Annotated in this window: 17 protein-coding genes, 1 tRNA gene and 1 pseudogene; 14 read left to right on the top strand and 5 right to left on the bottom strand. The window is 37.0% G+C overall.

Going from position 1 to position 21,184, the window contains the following annotated elements; all coding sequences use genetic code 11:
- Nucleotides 1–8 precede the first annotated feature (8 nt).
- From V7127_RS01065 to V7127_RS01075, 3 genes are all read left to right on the top strand, one after another.
- Nucleotides 9–1,436, top strand: coding sequence for a LutB/LldF family L-lactate oxidation iron-sulfur protein (locus tag V7127_RS01065; protein ID WP_335355490.1), 1,428 nt, complete (start codon nt 9–11; stop codon nt 1,434–1,436).
- Nucleotides 1,436–2,155, top strand: a complete 720-nt coding sequence (locus tag V7127_RS01070; protein ID WP_335355491.1) for a LutC/YkgG family protein — start codon at nt 1,436–1,438, stop codon at nt 2,153–2,155. Before V7127_RS01065 ends, V7127_RS01070 begins: the two co-directional genes overlap by 1 nt.
- Before the next feature lie 131 nt (nt 2,156–2,286).
- Nucleotides 2,287–3,114, top strand: coding sequence for an N-acetylmuramoyl-L-alanine amidase family protein (locus tag V7127_RS01075; RefSeq protein WP_335355492.1), 828 nt, complete (start codon nt 2,287–2,289; stop codon nt 3,112–3,114).
- A 52-nt stretch (nt 3,115–3,166) separates the two neighbouring features.
- Here the strand turns inward: V7127_RS01075 and V7127_RS01080 are convergent.
- Together V7127_RS01080 and V7127_RS01085 are read right to left on the bottom strand one after the other, a co-directional pair.
- Nucleotides 3,167–3,240 (bottom strand) — tRNA-Arg (locus tag V7127_RS01080).
- Nucleotides 3,241–3,321: 81 nt separating this feature from the next.
- On the bottom strand, nt 3,322–4,362 hold the full coding sequence (locus V7127_RS01085; protein WP_335482936.1) for an acyltransferase family protein: 1,041 nt from the start codon (nt 4,360–4,362) through the stop codon (nt 3,322–3,324).
- Between the two features lie 352 nt (nt 4,363–4,714).
- Between V7127_RS01085 and V7127_RS01090 the strand changes: the two genes are divergently transcribed.
- The 6 genes and pseudogenes from V7127_RS01090 to V7127_RS01110 all read left to right on the top strand — a co-directional run bounded on the left by V7127_RS01090 (nt 4,715) and on the right by V7127_RS01110 (nt 12,200).
- On the top strand, nt 4,715–5,725 hold the full coding sequence (locus V7127_RS01090) for a 2-oxoacid:acceptor oxidoreductase family protein (protein ID WP_335355601.1): 1,011 nt from the start codon (nt 4,715–4,717) through the stop codon (nt 5,723–5,725).
- Between the two features lie 2 nt (nt 5,726–5,727).
- Nucleotides 5,728–8,022: a thiamine pyrophosphate-dependent enzyme gene (locus V7127_RS01095; protein WP_335355600.1), complete on the top strand. Its 2,295-nt coding sequence runs from the start codon at nt 5,728–5,730 to the stop codon at nt 8,020–8,022.
- An 862-nt stretch (nt 8,023–8,884) separates the two neighbouring features.
- Nucleotides 8,885–9,154 (top strand): annotated as a pseudogene (locus V7127_RS25820) (HAMP domain-containing protein); the annotation flags it as partial.
- A gap of 120 nt (nt 9,155–9,274) precedes the next feature.
- Entirely contained in the window at nt 9,275–10,093 is an 819-nt protein-coding gene (locus V7127_RS25825) for a methyl-accepting chemotaxis protein (protein ID WP_438823954.1), read from the top strand.
- Between the two features lie 164 nt (nt 10,094–10,257).
- Nucleotides 10,258–11,754 carry a PAS domain-containing sensor histidine kinase gene (locus V7127_RS01105; protein ID WP_335355435.1) on the top strand — a complete coding sequence of 499 codons (1,497 nt, stop codon included), beginning with the start codon at nt 10,258–10,260 and terminating at the stop codon, nt 11,752–11,754.
- A 188-nt stretch (nt 11,755–11,942) separates the two neighbouring features.
- Entirely contained in the window at nt 11,943–12,200 is a 258-nt protein-coding gene (locus V7127_RS01110) for an aspartyl-phosphate phosphatase Spo0E family protein (RefSeq protein ID WP_335355436.1), read from the top strand.
- Nucleotides 12,201–12,274: 74 nt separating this feature from the next.
- On the opposite strand, the gene V7127_RS01115 is transcribed toward V7127_RS01110, so the two are convergent.
- Nucleotides 12,275–13,009 carry a ZIP family metal transporter gene (locus V7127_RS01115; RefSeq protein WP_335344142.1) on the bottom strand — a complete coding sequence of 245 codons (735 nt, stop codon included), beginning with the start codon at nt 13,007–13,009 and terminating at the stop codon, nt 12,275–12,277.
- Between the two features lie 350 nt (nt 13,010–13,359).
- Here V7127_RS01115 and V7127_RS01120 point away from each other — a divergent pair, with 350 nt between their 5' ends.
- The 4 genes from V7127_RS01120 to V7127_RS01135 all read left to right on the top strand — a co-directional run bounded on the left by V7127_RS01120 (nt 13,360) and on the right by V7127_RS01135 (nt 16,885).
- A complete protein-coding gene (locus V7127_RS01120; RefSeq protein ID WP_335482938.1) occupies nt 13,360–14,175 on the top strand; it encodes an electron transfer flavoprotein subunit beta/FixA family protein in 816 nt (271 codons plus the stop codon).
- 109 nt (nt 14,176–14,284) lie between these two features.
- Nucleotides 14,285–15,313, top strand: a complete 1,029-nt coding sequence (locus V7127_RS01125) for an electron transfer flavoprotein subunit alpha/FixB family protein (RefSeq protein WP_335355439.1) — start codon at nt 14,285–14,287, stop codon at nt 15,311–15,313.
- On the top strand, nt 15,306–16,601 hold the full coding sequence (locus tag V7127_RS01130) for an FAD-dependent oxidoreductase (RefSeq protein WP_335482939.1): 1,296 nt from the start codon (nt 15,306–15,308) through the stop codon (nt 16,599–16,601). Before V7127_RS01125 ends, V7127_RS01130 begins: the two co-directional genes overlap by 8 nt.
- Nucleotides 16,601–16,885, top strand: coding sequence for a ferredoxin family protein (locus tag V7127_RS01135; protein ID WP_315668339.1), 285 nt, complete (start codon nt 16,601–16,603; stop codon nt 16,883–16,885). The genes V7127_RS01130 and V7127_RS01135 overlap by 1 nt, the downstream gene beginning before the upstream one ends.
- Nucleotides 16,886–17,017: 132 nt before the next feature.
- Here the strand turns inward: V7127_RS01135 and V7127_RS01140 are convergent, their stop codons facing one another.
- On the bottom strand, nt 17,018–18,250 hold the full coding sequence (locus tag V7127_RS01140; RefSeq protein WP_335345750.1) for an MFS transporter: 1,233 nt from the start codon (nt 18,248–18,250) through the stop codon (nt 17,018–17,020).
- Between the two features lie 192 nt (nt 18,251–18,442).
- Here V7127_RS01140 and V7127_RS01145 point away from each other — a divergent pair, with 192 nt between their 5' ends.
- Nucleotides 18,443–19,438, top strand: a complete 996-nt coding sequence (locus V7127_RS01145) for a phosphotransferase enzyme family protein (RefSeq protein WP_335345749.1) — start codon at nt 18,443–18,445, stop codon at nt 19,436–19,438.
- 40 nt (nt 19,439–19,478) lie between these two features.
- Here the strand turns inward: V7127_RS01145 and V7127_RS01150 are convergent, their stop codons facing one another.
- Complete coding sequence (locus V7127_RS01150; RefSeq protein ID WP_335482941.1) at nt 19,479–20,996, bottom strand: ATP-binding protein; 1,518 nt, start codon at nt 20,994–20,996, stop codon at nt 19,479–19,481.
- Nucleotides 20,997–21,184 lie beyond the last annotated feature (188 nt).

Here is a 21,184-nt window from a genome sequence, read left to right on the forward strand (position 1 = left end):
GGAGAATAATGGCAATGAAAATTGGCACTGAAAATTTTGACGAGAGAGTCAATGCAGGCATTAACAATTCTTTTATGAGAGGAGCCGTTTCTAGTGCACAGGAAAGACTTCATACAAGAAGATTGGCAGCCGCAGAAGAACTGGGCAACTGGGAAGAATGGCGCTCGCTCGGAGAAGAGATCCGTCAACATGTACTTGAAAATTTAGATTATTATTTATATGAGTTGAGCGAGAATGTTGCTAAAAGAGGCGGTCATGTTTTCTTTGCGGAAACTGCTGAAGAAGCAACGTCATATATTCAAGATGTTATTGAAAAGAAAAACGCAAAAAAGGTAGTAAAGTCGAAATCAATGGTCACGGAGGAAATTCACTTAAATGCTTGTCTTGAAAAGATCGGTTGTGAAGTAATTGAAACAGATTTAGGTGAATATATTTTACAAGTCGATGATCATGATCCTCCTTCACATATCGTAGCTCCAGCATTACACAAAAATAAAGAACAAATTCGAGATGTGTTTGCTAAGAAATTAAACTATGAGAAAACTGAAGATCCTGCAGAATTATGCGCTCATTCGCGGAAAATGCTTCGAAATGAATTTTTAACTGCAGATGTAGGAATAACAGGCTGTAACTTTGCAATTGCAGAAACAGGATCCATTACTTTAGTGACTAATGAAGGAAATGCTGATCTTGTTACGGCTTTGCCAAAAACACAAATAACCGTTATGGGAATGGAAAGACTTGTTCCAACCTTTGAAGAAATGGAGGTTCTTGTTAGTTTATTAACAAGAAGTGCGGTTGGACAAAAACTGCCAAGCTATGTAACCGTCCTTTCTGGTCCTCGAGAAGAAGAGGATGCGGATGGACCAGAGGAATTTCATTTAGTCGTTGTCGATAATGGACGTTCCGATATATTAGGGGGAGAGTTTCAATCTATTTTACAATGTATTCGCTGTGCGGCATGTGTAAATGTTTGCCCAGTATATCGCCATGTGGGTGGACATTCTTACGGCTCCATCTACTCTGGTCCGATTGGAGCAGTCCTGTCCCCTTTATTAGGAGGATATGACGACTATAAAGAACTTCCATATGCATCTACTCTCTGTGGCGCTTGCACCGAAGCCTGTCCGGTCAAAATTCCTTTACATGAACTTCTCCATAAACATCGTCAAGTCATTGTTGAAAAAGAAGGAAAAGCGCCAATTTCAGAAAAAATGGCAATGAAGGCATTTGGGCTTGGAGCGGCTTCCCCTGCATTATATAAAATAGGTTCAAAAGTAGCGCCTGCTGCCATGAATCCATTTACCATTGGGGACAAAATTTCAAAAGGACCAGGTCCTCTTAAGGCTTGGACAGAAATTCGTGATTTCCCAGCACCTAATAAAGAACGCTTCCGTGATTGGTTTGCAAATCGTCATACTGGAGGTGATAAATAATGGCTGGGAACATCCAGAATAGGGAGTCATTTTTAACAAAGATTGCTAAGAGGTTAGGGAGAGATCAGCTAGAAAGCACGATTGAAAGACCCGTGTGGAACTTTCAACCTCAGGATGCAGTATTAAAGGATGCTAGTAAGGATGAACTGCTTCAAGTCCTTAAGGAACAATGCAAAAGTATTCACACCGACTTTATTACAACAAATCTTTCAGGGCTGCCCGAAACATTAAAGAATATAATTACCAAATATGGTGGGGGACCAATTATCAAATGGTGTGACCCTCGATTCGATGAATTCGGGCTTTCTCCCTTATTCAATAAGATTCTGCCGAGTGAGGATATTAAAGTAGATGTTTGGGACTCAAGCGTTGGTGAAGAAAATATTAAGCTAGCAGAAAAAGCAAATGTCGGGATTACGATAAGTGAAATCACCTTAGCAGAATCTGGTACAGCTGTCCTTTTAAGCGGTAAAGATAGAGGCAGAAGTATTAGCTTCTTGCCAGCAACATCAGTCATTATTATTCCGAAAAGCTCCATCGTCCCACGTATGACACAAGCAGCAAGGTTGATTAGGGAAAAAGTAAAGAATGGAGAACAAGTTGCTTCATGTGTAAACTTTATAACTGGTCCAAGCAATTCAGCGGATATAGAGATGAACTTAGTTGTTGGAGTACACGGTCCAACAAAGGCTGCTTATATTGTGGTGGAGGATATATAAAGATAAAACTATTATCATGCTCTTTCTAGGGATTAGAATAAATTACCAGCAATAAACGATCATTAATCAGTAAAGCTGCCCACATGGCAGCTTATTTTTTTGCATACTTTATGTAAAGGAGTTGATTTCGAATGGTCAAAATTTTCATTGACCCTGGACATGGCGGAACAGATCCAGGTGCCGTGGGGAATGGATTATTTGAAAAAAATCTAACCTTGCAAATTTCAAAACGTATTCAGACCATGCTAACAGCTTACGAAAATATTCAGGTGAAATTAAGCCGTGAAAGTGATAAAACCGTATCCCTTAATCAACGTACAAATATGGCAAACGCATGGGGAGCTGAATTTCTGCTATCTGTCCATATAAATTCTGGCGGGGGTACTGGATTTGAAGATTATATTCATCCAAGCAAAAGACAAAATTCATCCTCTTACCAAGAGATCATTCATGAAGAAATCGTTAAACAAATAAATTTAATGGATCGCGGAAAAAAACAGGAAAACTTTCATATGCTTCGAGAATCCAATATGCCAGCAATGCTAACTGAAAATGGGTTTATTGATAATCCAAATGATGCCTCAAAACTAAGTCAGTTTTCGTATATAGAAAGGATAGCACGGGGTCATGTAAACGGATTGGTTAGGGCGTTTAATCTTAAGGAAAAATCAGAAAAACCTCCGACTTGGGATGGGTTAGTATTTAAAAAGGGGCAAAAAGGGATAATCAAAATATTAAAACCGATAAATCTTTGGAGAAGAAAAGAAAATAATAAATTGGTCTTTTCTAGAATACTAAATCCTGGAGAAGTTTACCGAGTTTATGGATATGATCATTTAAATGGCGGTCAATATGACGTAGGAGACAACCATTGGATTACAAATATTGATGGATATATTAAATATGAGACCCCTTCGAAGTCATTTTTAGCAAAAGCTGAGAAACTTTATGATGAGTAAAATAAACCGCCAATCCCTCATGATCAAGGAATTGGCGTTTTTTCGTTTTTTACGTCCCAGAGAGGATTCGAACCTCCGACCTACAGCTTAGGAGGCTGTCGCTCTATCCTACTGAGCTACTGGGACATTAGATTTTTATTATAAACTCCTGTTCTAATGCAGTCAATAATTTAGACTAAAAACGGACGCATAAGGGCGTCCGTTTTCTTAGTTTAAAAGCTTTTTCCGATAGTATTGCATAATGGTCGATAACCTAGCTTGCAGGTTTTTCAGTTTAGTTGTTTCTAATTCAATAAGAGGCTGTGCAAATGGTACGGTTATTTTACTGGATAATAGAAGAGTAAGCAGTAGAGAAACAACCGCTAAGAGCAGAAAGTTTTTTGGTTCGACAAAAAACTTTTGTACAGAACTCTCCCTAAAAATACGGATAAAAAATCCGTGCAGAAGATAAACATATAATGTGTTTCTTCCTAATTTTGTAAAGGGATAATACTGTTTTGGAACTAGAGAGAAAAAACTGAAGACCATAATCAAGCTTAATACATAAAAACCTAAACGTGTAAACAAAGCCCCAATGGATGCGGCCCCCATCTCTATATATGGCTTAGACCCAAGCAGCCATTCATGATTCAAACTTGGGAAAAAATAAAATCCAGTAAACACAATTACCAATACGCTTAAGGATACAATCTTAATTTTCGCAGATTGAAGCAAAGAAAAATGCTCTCTATTTAAATAATATCCAATTAGAAAAAGTGGGAAGAACACAAAAGTTCTTGATAAGCTTAAATAGTTTGTAATCCAGTCAGCATATCCAACTATTAGCCCAATAGTAAACGCTGCTGCGAGTGAATATAAAGCTTTATATTTAGTGAAAGCCCGCAGCATAATATTCCAAGAAAACAAACTGATTAAAAACCATAACGACCAATGTGGCTTGAGCGGATCAACCTGGAAAGATGATTCTTTATATAGAAAGAAATAAAAAACAGAATAGATGATTTGAAAAATGATATATGGAAGAATTAACTTCCTAGAAATTTTAGAAATATATCCTTTTTTATTAAAGCCTTTGGCAAAATACCCTGAGATAAGAATAAACGCAGGCATATGGAAGGTATAAATAACCTTATATAGAGTATAAGTTGCCTCGTTGTCTTCAATAAAAGATTGAAGAAAATGCCCAAATACGACCAAGGAAATTAAAATAAATTTTGCATTATCAAAGTAATACTCTCGTTTCTTCATATATCCTCCTCTTTTTAGACCCCCTAAAAAGATTCAAAATATATATACCCACACTATCATGTTTTAAAACTTGAATTACTAGTAAATGAGAGGAACAACTTCCGAATAATGGGAATTTATCAGAGGAAACTCTCTGTTATAATACATAAAACATCTGTTATATAATTGTGATTCCGTTTCCAATGCTGATAATAATGATTTTGTTTAAAAAATCACAAACTGTTTTAGTCAATTTCGCTAGAATGTTTGACTTTTGTCACAGCGGTACTTTAAACATTCTAATACAATATCAAAAGGGGATCTTTCAAGTTTGTATAAACAAACGAAAAGGATGAATTTTGGGAGGGAGATTATGTCAATATTACCAAAGAAAAATGGGCTTGGTTTTTTTGAAATTAGATTAGAGTCAATTGGCGGGCTAGGAGCAAATCTAGCCGGAAAGATGCTTGCTGAAGCTGGAGTTTTAGGATTAGGTTTAAACGGTTCGAACTTTTCATCATATGGCTCTGAAAAGAAAGGATCACCAGTGAAAAGTTTTATACGTTATTGTGATCCTGATGTTGAAATTCGAGCGCATAGTCCGATTGAGCAGCCGCATGTTGTCGGGGTTTTTCATGAAGCATTATATAAAACGGTCGATGTTGTTAGCGGTTTGGAGCCTGATGGGATTCTATTAGTTAATTCCATCAGAGACTTTGATTCGATCAAGGCAGACTTGAAATTAGAAACAGGTACATTAGCCATTATCGATGCCTTACAAATTTCTGTCGATGAAAAGACAAAAGTCAATACAGCAATGCTAGGAGCATTATTCCGTATTTGTGATTTCCTTGATCCAGAGTCAATGAAGGACATCATTCGAAAAACATTTGAAAAAAAATACCCGCATCTTGTAGAGCCAAATATTCGAACATTCGAACGGGGATACAACGAAGTTCAATTCAAAACATATGAAACTCCAGAAGATGCCAAGGGAAAGGCATTCTCTCGTCCGCTTCCGTTACTAGGATATGAAACTCAAGAAATTGGCGGGATCATTACAGCCCAAGGAAATAGTATATTAAAAGACTTGAGCGGATCCAGACAAGGGTTCCTTCCAAAATATGATCAAGAGACATGTATTCACTGTGCTGCATGTGATACCGTCTGTCCTGATTATTGCTTTGTATGGGAAGAAGGAGAAGATAAGCGCGGCCGGAAGCAAATGTTCCTTAAAGGGATTGATTATCAATATTGCAAAGGCTGTCTGAAGTGTGTTGAGGCTTGTCCAACAACGGCATTAAGTGATTTGCGCGAAACGATTGGTTATGCTGAGGCAAACTGGGTAAAACATAAATTTCCTTACATAGCGGGAGGGATTTAATAATGGCAATGGTAGTAGAACAATCAATTAAAAAAAATACTGCAGAACAATTGGTAACCTTTGAAAGCGGAAATGAAATGGCGGCAATGGCTGCAGCTCAAATAAACTACCATATTATGGGGTATTTCCCAATTACACCATCAACCGAGGTCGCCCAGTATTTAGACCAAATGAAGGCAAGAGGAGAGCATAATATTAAGCTGATTCCAGCCGATGGAGAGCATGGTTCAGCAGGGATTTGTTACGGAGCTGCCGCAACAGGTGCAAGGGTTTTTAACGCAACAAGTGCGAATGGGCTTATGTATATGCTTGAGCAGCTTCCTGTTCAATCCGGAACCCGATTCCCAATGGTTATGAATTTAGTTACTCGTTCAGTAAGCGGCCCTTTAGATATTAGAGGGGATCATTCAGATTTATACTTTGCCTTAAATACGGGGTGGGTAATATTAACGGCGAGAACACCACAGGCAGTATATGATATGAATATAATGGCTCTCAAAATTGCTGAGCATTCAAAGGTTCGTCTCCCTGTTATTGTTGCATATGACGGATTCTTTACATCACATCAAAAGAGAAAAGTAAATTATTTTAAAGATCGCCAAGTAGTTCAGCAATTTGTTGGTGAGTGCCCGACAGATTATCATTTCGCCCGAGATCCAAAAAGACCGGTAACGATTGGTGCCCATATGAATGGCGAAGATTTAATGAATAACCATTTTCAGCAATCTGAAGCGATGTATGCTGCAGGTGACATATTCAAGGAAGTTGCAATAGATTATGCTGCTATTTCCGGCCGTGAATACCCAGTATTAGAATTATACAAAATGGAAGATGCAGAGGTTGCTTTATTCTTATTAAACTCTGCTGCTGAAACCGCGAAGGATACGGTGGACAGACTAAGAGAAAAAGGGATTAAAGCAGGTGTCATCAGCCCGAATATCATCCGTCCATTCCCTGCAAAAGAAATTCGGGAAGCACTAAAAAATATTAAAGCTCTGCTAATCGGTGAAAGAGCTGATTCCTATGGCGGCAATGGCCCGAATTTAACCCATGAAGTAAAGTCCGCATTACAGGATGATAAAAATAATAAAACCATTGTGTTAAGCCGTGTGTTTGGACTTGGCGGGAAAGATTTTTATGAAGATGATGCAGAGCATTTCTTCAACGAAGCAATTGAGGCGATGAATAATGGCTATGCAAAAAAATCCTTTGATTATTTTGGTCATGTTCCTGGAAATAAAGATCGGGGGCTTAAGCCAGTTATTACCCCTCAGCATGGGGATGTTTACAAATCAGGCTTAATACACGTTGAGAAGGATCCTGAAACAAATAAATTAAAGGTGAAAATTCCTCCGTTACGCTCATTAACATCGAAGCCAAAGCGAATAGCTTCAGGACACGGAGCTTGTCCAGGCTGTGGAATATTTACCGGATTAGAGTTGTTTTTTAAAGGGATTGAAGGAGATGTGGTTGTGCTGTTCCAAACTGGTTGTGCTTATGTGACAACAACCGCATATCCTTATTCTTCACATAAACAAACTATGATCCACAACCTATTCCAAAATGGACCTGCTACATTATCTGGTACAGTGGAAGCCTTTTTAGAGTTGAAGGAGCGCGGGGAAATCGAAATCTCAGATGATGCTACTTTTGTCATGATTACGGGTGATGGCGGAATGGATATTGGAATGGGGTCCGCAATTGGAACGGCACTGAGAAACCATAACCTTATTATGCTTGAGTATGATAATGAAGGATATATGAATACAGGATCTCAAATGTCCTATTCTACCCCAAAAGGACATATGACAAGTACAAGCAATGTCGGACGTAAACAAAAGGGTAAAGCATTCCATCATAAGGATACAGCACAAATTATGGCTTCAACTAATATCCCTTACGTCTTTACCGGTGCAGAGGCATTCCCGCAGGATCTAATAAAGAAAGCTGCAAAGGCTCAATGGTATGCGCAAAATGTTGGTACGGTATATGGCAAAATCCTTATTACTTGTCCGTTGAACTGGAAGTCAGATGATCGCTATGGTGAAAAGATTATCGAAGCGGCTGTTAATACATGCTTCTTCCCTCTGTACGAGGTAGAAGAAGGGGTAACAACCATTACTTATAATCCTGAAGATAAGAAGAAAAGGGTTGGATTACCTGAATGGCTGAAATATATGGGCAAAACAAAGCATCTCTTAAAAGAAGAAAATCATGAAATGTTAATGGAATTGGAAGAAGAAATCGAAAAGCGCTGGCAACGTCTTCTAGCTAAACATGAAAATCCTTTATTATAAATAATTCTTTCATACACGAAGAGTTGAAGCGTCTCCCTAGTCGAATTTGCGGCTAAGAGACGCTTTTTTGTTTTTAATAAAAGAAATAACTTGAATGGTGCAAATTGGAGAATCTCCTTTATTTATCCTAAAGTGCCAACTTCCTCTTGAATGCCATATGAATTATATTATAATTAAATAGTACTAGTAATATTCTGATATTTTTTACATAACTTTTAGTACAATATTTTGACAACAACGTCTAAACAAGGGAGGATTACCTAAAATGAAAGGGGTAAAAAAGACTCGTTTTAAGAAAGTAAAAAAATCTAAAAATCATAAAAAGGATAAAAAATATAAGTTAAATAGAGTTATTACCAGGCTGTCAATCATACCTTTATGGAAAAGATTAAAGCTTGGGCAAAAATATGGAGTAGCTTTATTTGTAACTATTGGTTTGTTTACAATTTCTACGATTATCACATTCGGATTCCTGTCAATTGCGAATTCCAAAATGGAAATGGTTGAAGAATCGGGCGACAAAGCCATATTGTTTAATGAAGCTACGGCTATTTTTCATCAAAAAGGCAGTGCAATTGGAAATTATATAATTGATTCAAATCCGAAGCATTTAACATCCTTTGATCAACTATCGGAAGAATTTAATAAATTGAAGAAGGTACTAGAGCCTGCCATAACAACAAAAGAGTCGAAAGACCTATTTGCTGAAATCGCGGAAAATGATAAAGAGATAACAACGATATTTCATGATACGATTCAACCGAAAGTAAAGCTTCAGCATGTAAGAGAATACCGTCTTGGGAAGCTGCAAGCAGATACGATGATTACTGAAACAGTCGTTAATTTAGATATATTAAGTGAAATGTTGAAATCAGAGCAAAAGAAAGCGGTAAGCTCTGCAAAGTCCGCGTTAATCTTAACTTTAATCATACTCGGGATTTCTATCGTTATTTCTGCTGCCCTTGGTATCGTAAGTATTCTAGTTATAGGGAAAATTATTTCTAAAAAGCTTGGTCAAATCGTTCACCTTTCAAATGAAGTGGCGAGCGGAAATCTTAATGTAGAAGCGATAGATTATGATGGCAGTGATGAAATAGCAGAGTTAGGAAAAGCAACAAATTCAATGAAAGAAAAGCTTCAAGCTATGATACAGGAAATATCGGCTGTTTCAACTTATGTTACAGAAAAGAGCGGAGAACTAAACATTGCCGCAACTGAAGTAAAGGCAGCAAGCCAGCAAGGTGCTTCAACAATGCAGGAGCTGTCAGCAGGAGCTGAGGAACAAGCAAAATCTGCTAGTGGATTAGCTAGTATGATGGAAAGCTATATGGCAGAGGTTGAAAAAGCTGCTCAAAGCGGAACAGAGATTCAAAAAGCATCGAATGAAGTCTTACATTTGACTAAAACTGGAGATACCTTAATGGGAGATTCACAGAAGCAAATGTCCATGATTAATGAGATTATGAAAACATCTGTTGAACGGGTAAACGGATTAGATGAACAGACACAACAAATTACTAAACTAATTCAGGTTATACATGATATTGCAAATCAAACGAATTTGCTTGCGTTAAATGCAGCTATTGAAGCGGCACGTGCAGGTGAACATGGCAGGGGATTTGCAGTTGTGGCAGATGAAGTTCGAAAATTAGCAGAACAAGTTTCATTATCTGTTGCGGATATTACAAAAATTGTAAAAGGAATTCAAACGGAATCAAGTAATGTAGTATCATCCTTACAGACTGGATATTCTCAGGTTGAAAAAGGGACTGATCAAATCCGGCTAACGGGAGAAACGTTTGAAAAGATCTATCAGGCAGTTAATATGATGTCTAACAATGTGTTAGAAATATCTATGAATTTTGAAAGAGTTTCTGGTGCTACAACGAATATGAATCAATCCATTGAAAATATTGCTGAAGTATCCGTTCAATCAGCAGCAGGTATTGAACAAACGAGTGCTGTTATTACGCAAACCAATCATTCGATGGAAGAAATCTCAGAAAATGCTCAAAATTTATCAGAGCTTGCCGATCAATTAAATGTGATGATTTCAAAATTCAAGTTATAAAATTAATTTCATGGGATTCCCTGCTATACAGGGATCCCATTTTTCTTTGCCCTAGCCTGTATCATTAATTTTTGTTTTTTCAATTTTCAAATTAGTAAGAGGAACTTTCGCTAATTTTGTAGAACTATGTATATAGTTAAATCCCAATAGGAGGGAAGGTAGAAGTGAATTTGAACAAAAACAGCAACGATGTAAACGCGGAATTTTTAAAGGAAGTTCATATTACAGAGAGTGAAATAAGGCAATTAGAAATCAAATTAATAAAAAATGCAGATATATATATAAATATATATGAAGAAGCTGTAGAAGGGATTATTTTTTGGACGGGTAAGGGTCAGATTATTAAAGCAAATGAGGCAGCCTGCCGAATTTTTGAATGCAGCAAAGAAGAGCTTGTTTCAAAAAGGATTCAGGATTTTATTTATGCCAGCAAAGAGAAAATTTATCAAGTATACAATAATTTTCATGAAAAAGGGGCTATACGGGATGAACTTGTTTTTCTAATGCCCAATGGACAATTAAAATCTTTGGAATTCACTAGTAAACTGCATGCAGTTGACGAATTTCATATGACCATATTTCGAAATGTAAGTGAAACAAGAAGAATGGAAAAAGAGCTAAGAGAAAGTGAATTAAAATTTAGAAAAATCTTTGAGGGTGCTTTAGAGGGGATTATCTTATGGAAGAATGATTTTAACGTTGTTGATATAAATCAGGCTGCAGAAAAAATGCTGTCTGTTTCAAAGGCTGAAATAATTGGACATTCATTTATAGACCTACTCACAAAACTACATCTTTCAAATGAAGAAATTTACTATTATTATCATAATCTCGTTAATAGTGGTCAAACAACGGGCACCCTTGATATTACAGTAGAATCTGGGGAATCTAAATATATTGAATTTTCAGCAAAGTATAATATTCTTTCTGAATTAAGCTTAGTAACCTTTAAAGATATTACAGAAAAGCTACAGCTTGATGTACAACTCCGAAAATCGGATACATTAAATGTTATCGGAGAACTCGCCGCAGGTATTGCGCACGAAATTCGCAATCCAATGACAGCCTTAAAAGGATTTATTCAGTTATTAGAGGATACTATTAAAGAGGATCATTCCATGTATTTTAACATTATTTCTTCTGAGCTGAAGAGGATTGACACGATCATTAATGAATTTTTAATTTTGGCAAAACCACAAGCAGTTAAGTTTGTTGAAGTTGATCTTATACAAATTATGAAGGAAACAGTAGATTTCTTAAGTGCTCAAGCCGTATTACATAATATTCAGTTTCGAACAAAATACGAAAAAGGCCTGCCTCCAATATTCTGCGAACCAAATCAAATGAAGAAGGTCTTTATTAACGTAATTAAGAATGCAATTGAGGTCATGCCAAATGGCGGCTATATTGATGTGTTCATGAATTCAACGGAGGATGGCAGAATACATATATCCATCGAGGATGAGGGGAGTGGAATACCAAAGGATAAGGTTGAAAAGCTCGGTCAGCCTTTTTACACAACGAAGGAAAAAGGTACGGGTCTTGGACTTATGGTAACTTTTAAAATTATTGAAGAGCATAAGGGCAATATAGAAGTTGAAAGTGAATTAGGAGTAGGCACTATTTTTAACATATTTCTGCCAATGAAAAAAGTACTGTAAATTGATCTTATCTTGTCGAAACGCTTCTTAAAAATATACTCGCAAAATGTCGAGAAATTTATATTTTGGTGAAAACTGTCTAATTCTGCGAATCTATTTACTTTTATGTATTTTCTTGCAATAATGCTAAAGGTAACTACTTAAATAGAACGATTCTAGATAGAAAGGGATAGGATGGAGGAAAAAAGTTGGCAGAAAATTGTAAAGAAATATTGCTGCAGATCCAAGAAAAAAGGGAGAAAATGATAAATTCTGCAAGGAAATATGGGTATACGAGTGAAGATACCATTCAATGCAGTCAAGAGCTTGATCAATTAATTTATGAATATCAAATGACCATACATCATTCAGAAAAGATAGAGGAAGAAGTTCGATTTCCCTTTAAGAAAATGATTCTTGTTTTGCCAAATACGTTAACAGTGACTGAATTTGAAATGATTACTTAAAAAAATCCCTATGCGTAATATTACGCTATAGGGTTTTTTCATATTATTTTTCAAACAACAGTGCTATGTATACATTATGAAAAGAAGTCAATTAGCAATACCATAAATAAAAGTCCAATGATAAAGGAATAGGTTGATGTACGTTCGTTTCCATCCCCATGACTTTCAGGTATTAACTCTTTATAAATAATAAATAACATTGCGCCTGCTGCAAAGGCGAGTCCATATGGAACGAGGAAGTCCACATAAGATGTTAAATAGAAGCCTAATAACCCCATGACAATTTCAATAGCTCCAGTCAACGTTGAAATAACAAATGCTTTAAATTTATTTATCTTTTGGTTGACGAGGAATAAAGCGACAAGAAATCCTTCAGGAGCATTCTGCAGACCGATGGCAAAGGCAATTAGGTTTCCGGTATCCTTTACATGAGATGCATAGCTTACTCCAACTGACAGACCTTCAGGGATGTTGTGAAGGGTAATCGCCGCGATAATAAGCATGGCTTTTTCATCAAACTCGATTCCTTTTTTCGAATGCTTTAGATCTATATGAGGAATGTTTTTTTCCATCAAAGTAAGAGTTAAGACTCCCAGAAATATTCCGATAGCGACTGAAGGAAATCCCCCTGTCTTTAAAGCCTCAGGTATTAGACCTAAAGTAGAAGCGGCCATCATAATTCCGGCAGTGAACGCAAGTAAAGTATCGCGCCATTTATGGGTAACAGCACTTGACATAAAAAGTATAATTAAAGCGCCAACTCCTGTTGATAAGGCTGAGAGTACGCTTCCGATAATTACTTCCCTCATTCTCATTCCCTCATTTCTATTTGTAACCATATTATAAGAGTCAACTTAAGCGGCTGACAAACATTTATTTCAATTTTAATAATAAAAATGATTTTTTTCTGAATAGGCATCAGCGGAAACAATATATATTTTATACTGAAGCACAAGATGTGTTCAGAAAATTACTTTTTTTGTCAATCAGCTACAGCACATATAGCTGATTATTCCATTTAGAAAAGCAGCTGTTAGCGAAAGCATTTTCACTAATTGTTAGTACTATGCTTGTGCCGAGAGTCATATATCGTTAATACATATACTTTTTTTACGATCAAAAGGAAAACGTTTTCATTGATAAGGAGGGAGAGCTAGTTATGCATATTGTCGTCTGTGTAAAGCAAGTACCAGATACAAAAATAATAAAAATAAATCCAAAGACAAACACACTTGATCGAAGAAGTGCGCCTGCAATCTTGAACCCATATGATGCACATGCTGTTCAAGAGGCCGTAAGGATTAAGAAAATGATTGGGGAGGGAACGATTTCTGTTCTTTCCATGGGTCCTCCTCAGGCAACAGCTGTCATTAAGAAAAGTATTGAAATTGGTGCTGATAAAGGTTATTTAATTTCTGACAGGGCCTTTGCGGGTGCGGACACTTTAGCAACGAGCTATGCGTTATCAAAGGCATTGGAGAGAATTACGAAAGAGGAGCCAATAGATTTAATTATTTGCGGTCTGCATGCGATTGATGGGGATACTGGCCAGGTTGGCCCAGGAATAGCGAGGAGAATGGATATACCACCAATAACCAATGTAATAGAAGTATCAAGCTTTAATACTTCAGATAAAAAGGTTCTATTAAAAAGAAAAATTGCGAATGGACATCAATTAATTGAATCGCAATTTCCATGCCTATTAACAGTTGCGAAAGAGATTAATGACATTGAATATTCGCCCATGACTAATATGATTAAAGCTGCAAGGTACGAGCCCATTATTTGGACAGTAAATGATCTGGAGAATGTTGACAGATCTCAGCTTGGGCTAAAGGGATCTCCGACCATTGTAGGGAAAATGTTCACTCCTCCCAAACCTGAAGGCGGAAAAAGACTAGAAGGCAGTGCTGACGAACAAGTGAAGCAGCTAATTTCTTTACTAGAGGATAAAAAGGAATTACTCCTTGGATAGATGGTAGGCTAGTCGTTTATTACAATGTTATTTCTTGTCTATTTTCATTTTAGTGAACAATCGTTTTTAAGCTGCTATTATTCACTTTTTATACAAAGGAGAGGTCCCGATGTTTGAAGATTACCGTGGTGTTTGGGTCTTTATTGAGGTTAATGAGAGGGCAATCGAAGGAGTTTCATTGGAACTTTTGGGTGCAGGAAGAAGGCTTGCGGACAAATTAGAGGTTCCATTATCCGGGGTATTATTAGGTCATCATATTAAGGAACTATGCCCGGAAGTCATTTCCTATGGTGCAGACCAAGTATATATGATCGACAACCCCGTTTTAAGAGATTATCGAACAGAATCATATATGAAAGGAGTTATGCTTCTTGCAGAAAAATACAAGCCTGAAATTTTTCTTTATGGTGCTACTTCGAATGGAAAAGACCTTGCAAGCGCAGTTGCCACAGATTTAAGCACAGGCTTAACAGCAGATACAACGATGCTGGATGCGGATTTGGAAACACGATTGCTGGAGGCAAGCCGCCCAGCATTTGGCGGAAATATTATGGCAACAATTTTATGTAAGAAACATCGCCCTCAAATGGCTACTGTAAGACCTAAAGTCATGAAGGCACTCGATAAAGACGATAGCAGAGAAGGGAAGGTAATTGAAGAAGAAATTTCTTTAAGTGAAGAAGAAATGAGAACAAAGGTGCTAGAAATTGTGAAGGATGTCACAAAAAAGGTTCGCTTATCCGATGCTCATGTTGTGGTAGCTGGGGGAAAAGGGATGGGGGACCCTAAAGGATTTCAGCTTATTCATGAATTGGCTGAAACGATCGGTGCTAGCGTGGGTGGAACGAGAGATGTTGTAGAGGCAGGCTGGCTTCCTCATGAACAGCAAGTAGGGCAAACAGGAGAAACGATTACACCTAAAATTTACTTTGCAATTGGAATCTCAGGAGCTATTCAGCATATTGTTGGAATGAAAAATTCAGAGTTTATCATCGCCATTAATAAAGATCCAAATGCCCCAATATTTGATGTCGCCACTTATGGAATTGTTGGAGATGCCTTAGAAATTGTCCCAAAATTGATTAAGCAATTTAAAGAACTTCGAAAAGAGAAGGGCGGTGAAGTGAGCTATGTCTGAAAAATTTGATGCCATTGTAGTGGGAGCAGGCCCGGCTGGAACCTCCTGTGCCTATACTTGTGCAAAAAATGGGTTAAAGGTTTTACAGATTGAAAGAGGAGAATATCCTGGAAGCAAAAATGTGATGGGGGGCGTATTATACAGGAAACAGATGGAAGAAATAATTCCTGAATTCTGGAAGGAAGCACCATTGGAAAGACCTGTTATTGAACAGCGATTTTGGATGATGGATAAAGAATCAGCTGTCACCTTTGGCTATAAAGGGCTTGAATGGGGAGTCGAGCCATACAATAATTTCACAGTATTAAGGGCCCAATTTGATCAATGGTTTGCTAAGAAAGGGGTCGAGCAAGGGGTTTTACTCATTAATGAAACGGTTGTCCTAGAGTGTATCGTGGAAAATGGTAAGGTAATCGGGGTCAGAACGGATCGTCCAGATGGAGAGGTTTATGCCGATGTTGTCGTTTTAGCTGATGGAGTAAATTCACTGCTTGGCAAGCAACTTGGATTTCATAAGGAATTTAGGCCGGACGAAGTTGCCTTAACCGTGATGGAAGTAGTGAATCTAACGAAGGAAAAAATCAACGACCGTTTTAATTTAGAGGATAACCAAGGCTGTACGATCGAAATATTTGGTGACTCGACTAAGGGGAATCTTGGAACTGCGTTTATTTATACAAATAAGGAAAGCATCAATATTGGAGTTGGAACAACGCTATCCAGTATGATCAAGGCAAAACTCAAACCTTATGATCTATTAGATTATTTAAAAACTCACCCAATGGTTAGACCATTGATGGAAGGGGGAGAGTCTGCTGAATACTTAGCACATCTTATTCCAGAAGGAGGATTTCATTCTGTTCCAAAGGTAGCTGGAAATGGAGTGCTTGTAGTCGGAGATGCTGCCCAGCTTGTAAATGCGATCCACAGGGAAGGGTCTAATATGGCTATGAAGTCAGGGCAAATGGCGGCAGAGGCTATTATTGAAGCGAAAAAACGCAATGATTTCAGTGAATCAAGTTTAAATCATTATAGAGAGGCTTTACATGAGAGCTTTATTATGAAGGACTTGGAAAAATATAAAGATGCTACTCATGTTTTTGAGCATCATCCGCAATACTTTAAAGAGTATGTTCCTTTAATGAACCAGGCAGCAAGTAAATTCTTTACCGTTGACGGCACGTCTAAAAAGGATAAGCAAAAACAAATTATGAAAAGCTTTACTGGGGAAAGGGGCACTATCAAGGTTATTAAAGATATGTTTCGAGCATGGAAGGCGGTGAAATAATGTCAACGAAGAATATTGAAGAAAAACAATATCTCTTACGTTTTAAAGCTGATACGAAGTCCCATTTAACGGTAATGGACCATGATATTTGTATAACAAAATGCCCTGACAAAATTTGTACAGTTTTTTGCCCGGCGGAGGTCTATAAATGGGAAGGGCTCAGAATGCAGGTAGGCTACGAGGGCTGCCATGAATGCGGAAGCTGCAGAATAGGCTGTCCATATCAAAATATTAAATGGGAATATCCGAAGGGCGGGCATGGCATCGTATTTAGGCTGGCGTAAATTTTAGATCGCTAGATAAATTGAATGATAGATAGAGGATAGGGTCCCATCAGACGGTGCTTAAATTTAGCATCGTCTTAATTTTTTTGAAAAAAAAGTGGAGGCATAGCCTCCACTAAAAAGTACTCCAAATTATGAATTCCATTCATTAATCTTTTGATCAGAAGGCAGGAGAAGTGTTATCAATCCAAGCAATGGCAAGAAGCCTGTAAGAATCATCGTTTGAGTAATTCCGATTAAGTCGGCTAAATACCCGATTACCATCGAGCCAATAGCCCCCATGCCAAAAGCTAACCCAACTGTGAGTCCTGCCATTGTACCAATTTTTCCTGGAACTAATTCTTGAGCATATACGACCGTTACAGAAAAGCTTGACATTAAGATAAAGCCTGATAATGCAAGCAAGCAAAAAGCAATCACAGGCGGAACAAATGGAATTAATATAGTTAATGGAGCTGATATAGTCATAGATAAAAAGATAATCACCTTTTTGCCAAATCGATCAGCAAGTGGCCCACCGAAGAAAGTGCCAAGTGCTCCCGAAACGAGGAAGGCAAATAGAAAGATTTGCGCTTGCCTAATAGAGAAAGAGTAGTTTTCTATTGTGTAAAAGGCATAGTAATTTGTCATTCCTGAAACATACCATGAACGTGCAAAAATTAAAAACAGGACAAGAACGAGTGCAATTTTAACAGCTTTTGATAAACCTTTTTGCTCATGTATGGCCATTTTGCTCTGTTTCTTTATCAATGTTCTCTCTATGCGAAGTTTACTAGCATACCAAAAGGCTATATAAGTCAGCAGTCCTACTGCAACAGCTGCAACAGCTGTGAACCATGCTGCTCCAATTTGCCCGAGAGGAACTAAGATTAAAGCAGTAATTAGAGGTGCCATTGCCTGCCCGCTATTTCCGCCAACCTGATAAATAGATTGGGCAAGACCACGTCTAGGGCCTGCAGCCATGAAGGCAACCCTAGAACCTTCTGGATGAAAAACGGCTGAACCGAGACCAATGAAAATGACAGAAATGACGATAAACTCAAAGCTTTGTGCCAAAGCAAGCCCTAACACGCCAAACATGCTAGAGGTTAAACCTATTGGCAAAGCATAAGGCATTGGTTTCTTATCTGTAATCATCCCTACCGCAGGCTGTAATACAGAAGCAACAATATTTAAGGCAAAGCCAATGATTCCTAACTGGGTAAAGGTTAGCCCCATCGAATTTTCTAAAATTGGAAACATTGCAGGAATAATGGCTTGCAGTGAATCATTTAATAAATGACAGAGGCCTAAGATGATTAATATTTTGTAAGATGTTTCATTGCTATTTTGGAGGGTCTTGGTCGCTGCTGCGGTATTGCTCATGCTCAGGTCCCCTTTCTGAAAATATAATTTAGTAATCCTAAGTAATAATAATACATGATTATTATAGTTTACGAAATATATTTTATAATTTTCATAATATAGTACAATGTTAATAGGAATATTTTTATAATTATAATAGGATTTTACAAATTTTCTTTAGTTAGGAAATTCAGCTTGTGGGGGAGGAAATATGTGGAGAAGTCTGTAGAGGTGTTACACACAAAGGAAATCATGATTCACTTTTTGAAATCTTTTTCATTGGAAGATGAATATAAACTCTTAGGTGACTTTGAAAATTTCGTTTATGAAGTGTACAAAGAAGGTAAACCATATATTTTAAGAATTACTCACAGCTCGCATAGAGAGTTGGAAAATTTATATGCGGAAATTGAATGGGTTAATTATTTGTATCAACAAGGAATAAATGTTTCTACTGCATTCGAATCGATAAATGGTAAATTTGTTGAATTCATTTCAGCTGAAGACCAATCCGTTTTTTTTGGAAGTCTATTTTCCAAAGCAACTGGGAAACCAGTGAAAACGAAAGAGAATCCATTTAATAACGATCTTTTATCAGCTTGGGGGAAACAAATTGGTAAAATGCATACAGCTACAAAGAAGTATGTATCTTCCCCGCTAATTAAGAAGAGACCACACTGGTACGAAGATGAACTTCTAAATGTAGAAAAATATTTTCCTGCAACAGAGACAATTGCAAGACAAAACGCTATAGAATTATTAGAGAAAATAAAGTCTATTCCTGTAGACAGTGACAATTACGGACTCATACATACAGATATTCATGCTGGGAACTTTTTCTATGATGGCAGCAGTATTCATGTGTTCGATTTTGATGATTGCTGTTATCACTGGCTAGTGTCTGATATTGCCATTCCTCTTTATTATTCATGCCTGTCTAGCTTTACAGCTAAGGAAATCAATGAGCGTGAGGAGTTTGGCCGTTTATTTATAGACGCATTTTTGGCGGGATATAAAACAGAAAATAACCTTCCACACGGTTGGGAGGAGCAGATGCCGTTATTTCTTATGCTTCGGGATATTACATTGTATTCAGTTTTTAATAAAAAAATCGCACCAGAGGATCGCAATGAGCGTGTTATTAGATTAATGGATGAAATAAAATCTAGAATTGAACAAAAGAAAAGTATTGTCAATATTATTGATTAAGAGATGTAATGAAAAAAGAGCCAGTTGGCTCTTTTACTTTTTAAGGATTTCCTTCAACTCCATTTTGAATAGGCAGTATGACATCAACGACAGTTCCTTTATTTACTGTGCTAGAAATTTTTATTTCTCCATCAAATGAATGAAGGATTCTTTTGCAAACGACAAGCCCAAGTCCTGTGCCGAAATCCTTTGATGTATAGAAGGGCTGAAAGATTTTTTCAATATCTTCTTCACGTATTCCTATTCCTGTATCAGCAATTTGAATATGACATTCATCTTGCTCTCTGAATAACTTAATTGTTAAATGACCGCCCTTAGCCATTGATTCTAAGGCATTTTTGCTAATATTCAGCAGCACCTGCTTTAATTGGTCCTTCGTGCAATCAACAAGCAAAGGTGTTAATGGATGAGCCAGCTCGTATTTAACATTGTTTAAATTAGCCTCTGATAATATGAGCGGTTCCAGCTCCTTAAGGATGTTTCTTATATCCATAATTTCTGTTTTTTGGGCTGTCGGTTTACCAAGAATAAGAAATTCACTAACAATCTCATTTATCCGGCTTATTTCATCATTGATGACGGCAAAATAATATTGATCTTGAGAATTCGTATATTTTTCACTTAATAGCTGTACAAGTCCTTTAATTCCAGTAAGTGGGTTTCTGATTTCATGGGCAGTGCTTGCCGCTAGTGTTCCAACAAGCTCAAGTTTTTGAATCTCGTTCTCCTTTTTCTCACTTGCTGCCTGTCTTTTAAGCATTAAATATTTTATAAATAGGAATAAAATATGAAAAATAAATATAAATTGAAGTAAATCAATGGAGACGGTCTTAATGATATTTCCTTTCTCTCTTTGTGGTATTTCAACTTGGATACTCCATGGCAGCCTGTCAATAGAGAGGGTGATCGAGTTTTTTTCTGTAAATTCTGTTGCGGTAGAAGCAGTATTAATATCCATGATGACAGCACCAGTTGAAGAAATTACTGAAAGTCTTGTATCAGGAGTTAATAGCCTCATGATATTTTGTAAATAATCCACCCTTAAATGGGCGATGATTATAAAATCAATTTTCCCTTCTTCATTCAATACTGGCTTGCCTATTCCAATCACTTTCTTGCCATTTTTCAATACTTCATAATGATTTGAGATAATGATGTCTTTTGTCTCCAAAATTTCTTGTACATAATCATGATCGGATAGATTCATATTTGCAAGAAGTGAATTGGAGCCCGTAATCACCGTTCCACTTTCATCAAGTAAATATATACCTCCATATCTCGGTTCTTTACTGTGCATTTTTTTCAAAATTGATTCCAGCTTCAGTGGGGTTTCAATCGCCATCTCAGCGGTGAAAGATAAAGTATCAAGTGACGTTACTGTTTCAGCAATGAATTTATCCCAGCTTCTTTGGTGAATGGTGCCTGTCCAGATCGCTTGTTCCCTTCGTTCAGCATAATCACGATTTATCGTATCATATAAATTATAAAGGACACTAACGAGAATGGGGCAGATGACAATGACTACGTATAATAAAAAATTGCCTTTACGACTTTTCATCAATTTAGAACTCCGTCATTATAGTAATAGTTCAATTATATAGTATACCCTTATTTTGCAGAAGAGTTTTATCTCGGAAACCGAGGTAGAATGGCGAATAAATAAACGTCTTCCTTTAATAAAAATATACGAAAATTGACATAATCCAATTGTTTTCTTATAATTTACTTAGATTTCAAGATAATTAT

Source organism: Bacillus sp. JJ1773 (assembly GCF_036962035.1).
GTDB lineage: Bacteria > Bacillota > Bacilli > Bacillales > Cytobacillaceae > Cytobacillus.

Coding starts and splice junctions, on each gene's coding strand:
- V7127_RS01085 (WP_335482936.1), bottom strand. CDS start 4,362: ATGAAGAAACGAGAGTATTACTTTGATAATGCAAAATTTATTTTAATT.
- V7127_RS01115 (WP_335344142.1), bottom strand. CDS start 13,009: ATGAGGGAAGTAATTATCGGAAGCGTACTCTCAGCCTTATCAACAGGA.
- V7127_RS25825 (WP_438823954.1), top strand. CDS start 9,275: ATGCAGGAGCTGTCAGCAGGAGCTGAGGAACAAGCAAAATCTGCTAGT.
- V7127_RS01135 (WP_315668339.1), top strand. CDS start 16,601: ATGTCAACGAAGAATATTGAAGAAAAACAATATCTCTTACGTTTTAAA.
- V7127_RS01130 (WP_335482939.1), top strand. CDS start 15,306: ATGTCTGAAAAATTTGATGCCATTGTAGTGGGAGCAGGCCCGGCTGGA.
- V7127_RS01150 (WP_335482941.1), bottom strand. CDS start 20,996: ATGAAAAGTCGTAAAGGCAATTTTTTATTATACGTAGTCATTGTCATC.
- V7127_RS01075 (WP_335355492.1), top strand. CDS start 2,287: ATGGTCAAAATTTTCATTGACCCTGGACATGGCGGAACAGATCCAGGT.
- V7127_RS01070 (WP_335355491.1), top strand. CDS start 1,436: ATGGCTGGGAACATCCAGAATAGGGAGTCATTTTTAACAAAGATTGCT.
- V7127_RS01065 (WP_335355490.1), top strand. CDS start 9: ATGGCAATGAAAATTGGCACTGAAAATTTTGACGAGAGAGTCAATGCA.
- V7127_RS01125 (WP_335355439.1), top strand. CDS start 14,285: ATGTTTGAAGATTACCGTGGTGTTTGGGTCTTTATTGAGGTTAATGAG.
- V7127_RS01095 (WP_335355600.1), top strand. CDS start 5,728: ATGGCAATGGTAGTAGAACAATCAATTAAAAAAAATACTGCAGAACAA.
- V7127_RS01090 (WP_335355601.1), top strand. CDS start 4,715: ATGTCAATATTACCAAAGAAAAATGGGCTTGGTTTTTTTGAAATTAGA.
- V7127_RS01120 (WP_335482938.1), top strand. CDS start 13,360: ATGCATATTGTCGTCTGTGTAAAGCAAGTACCAGATACAAAAATAATA.
- V7127_RS01140 (WP_335345750.1), bottom strand. CDS start 18,250: ATGAGCAATACCGCAGCAGCGACCAAGACCCTCCAAAATAGCAATGAA.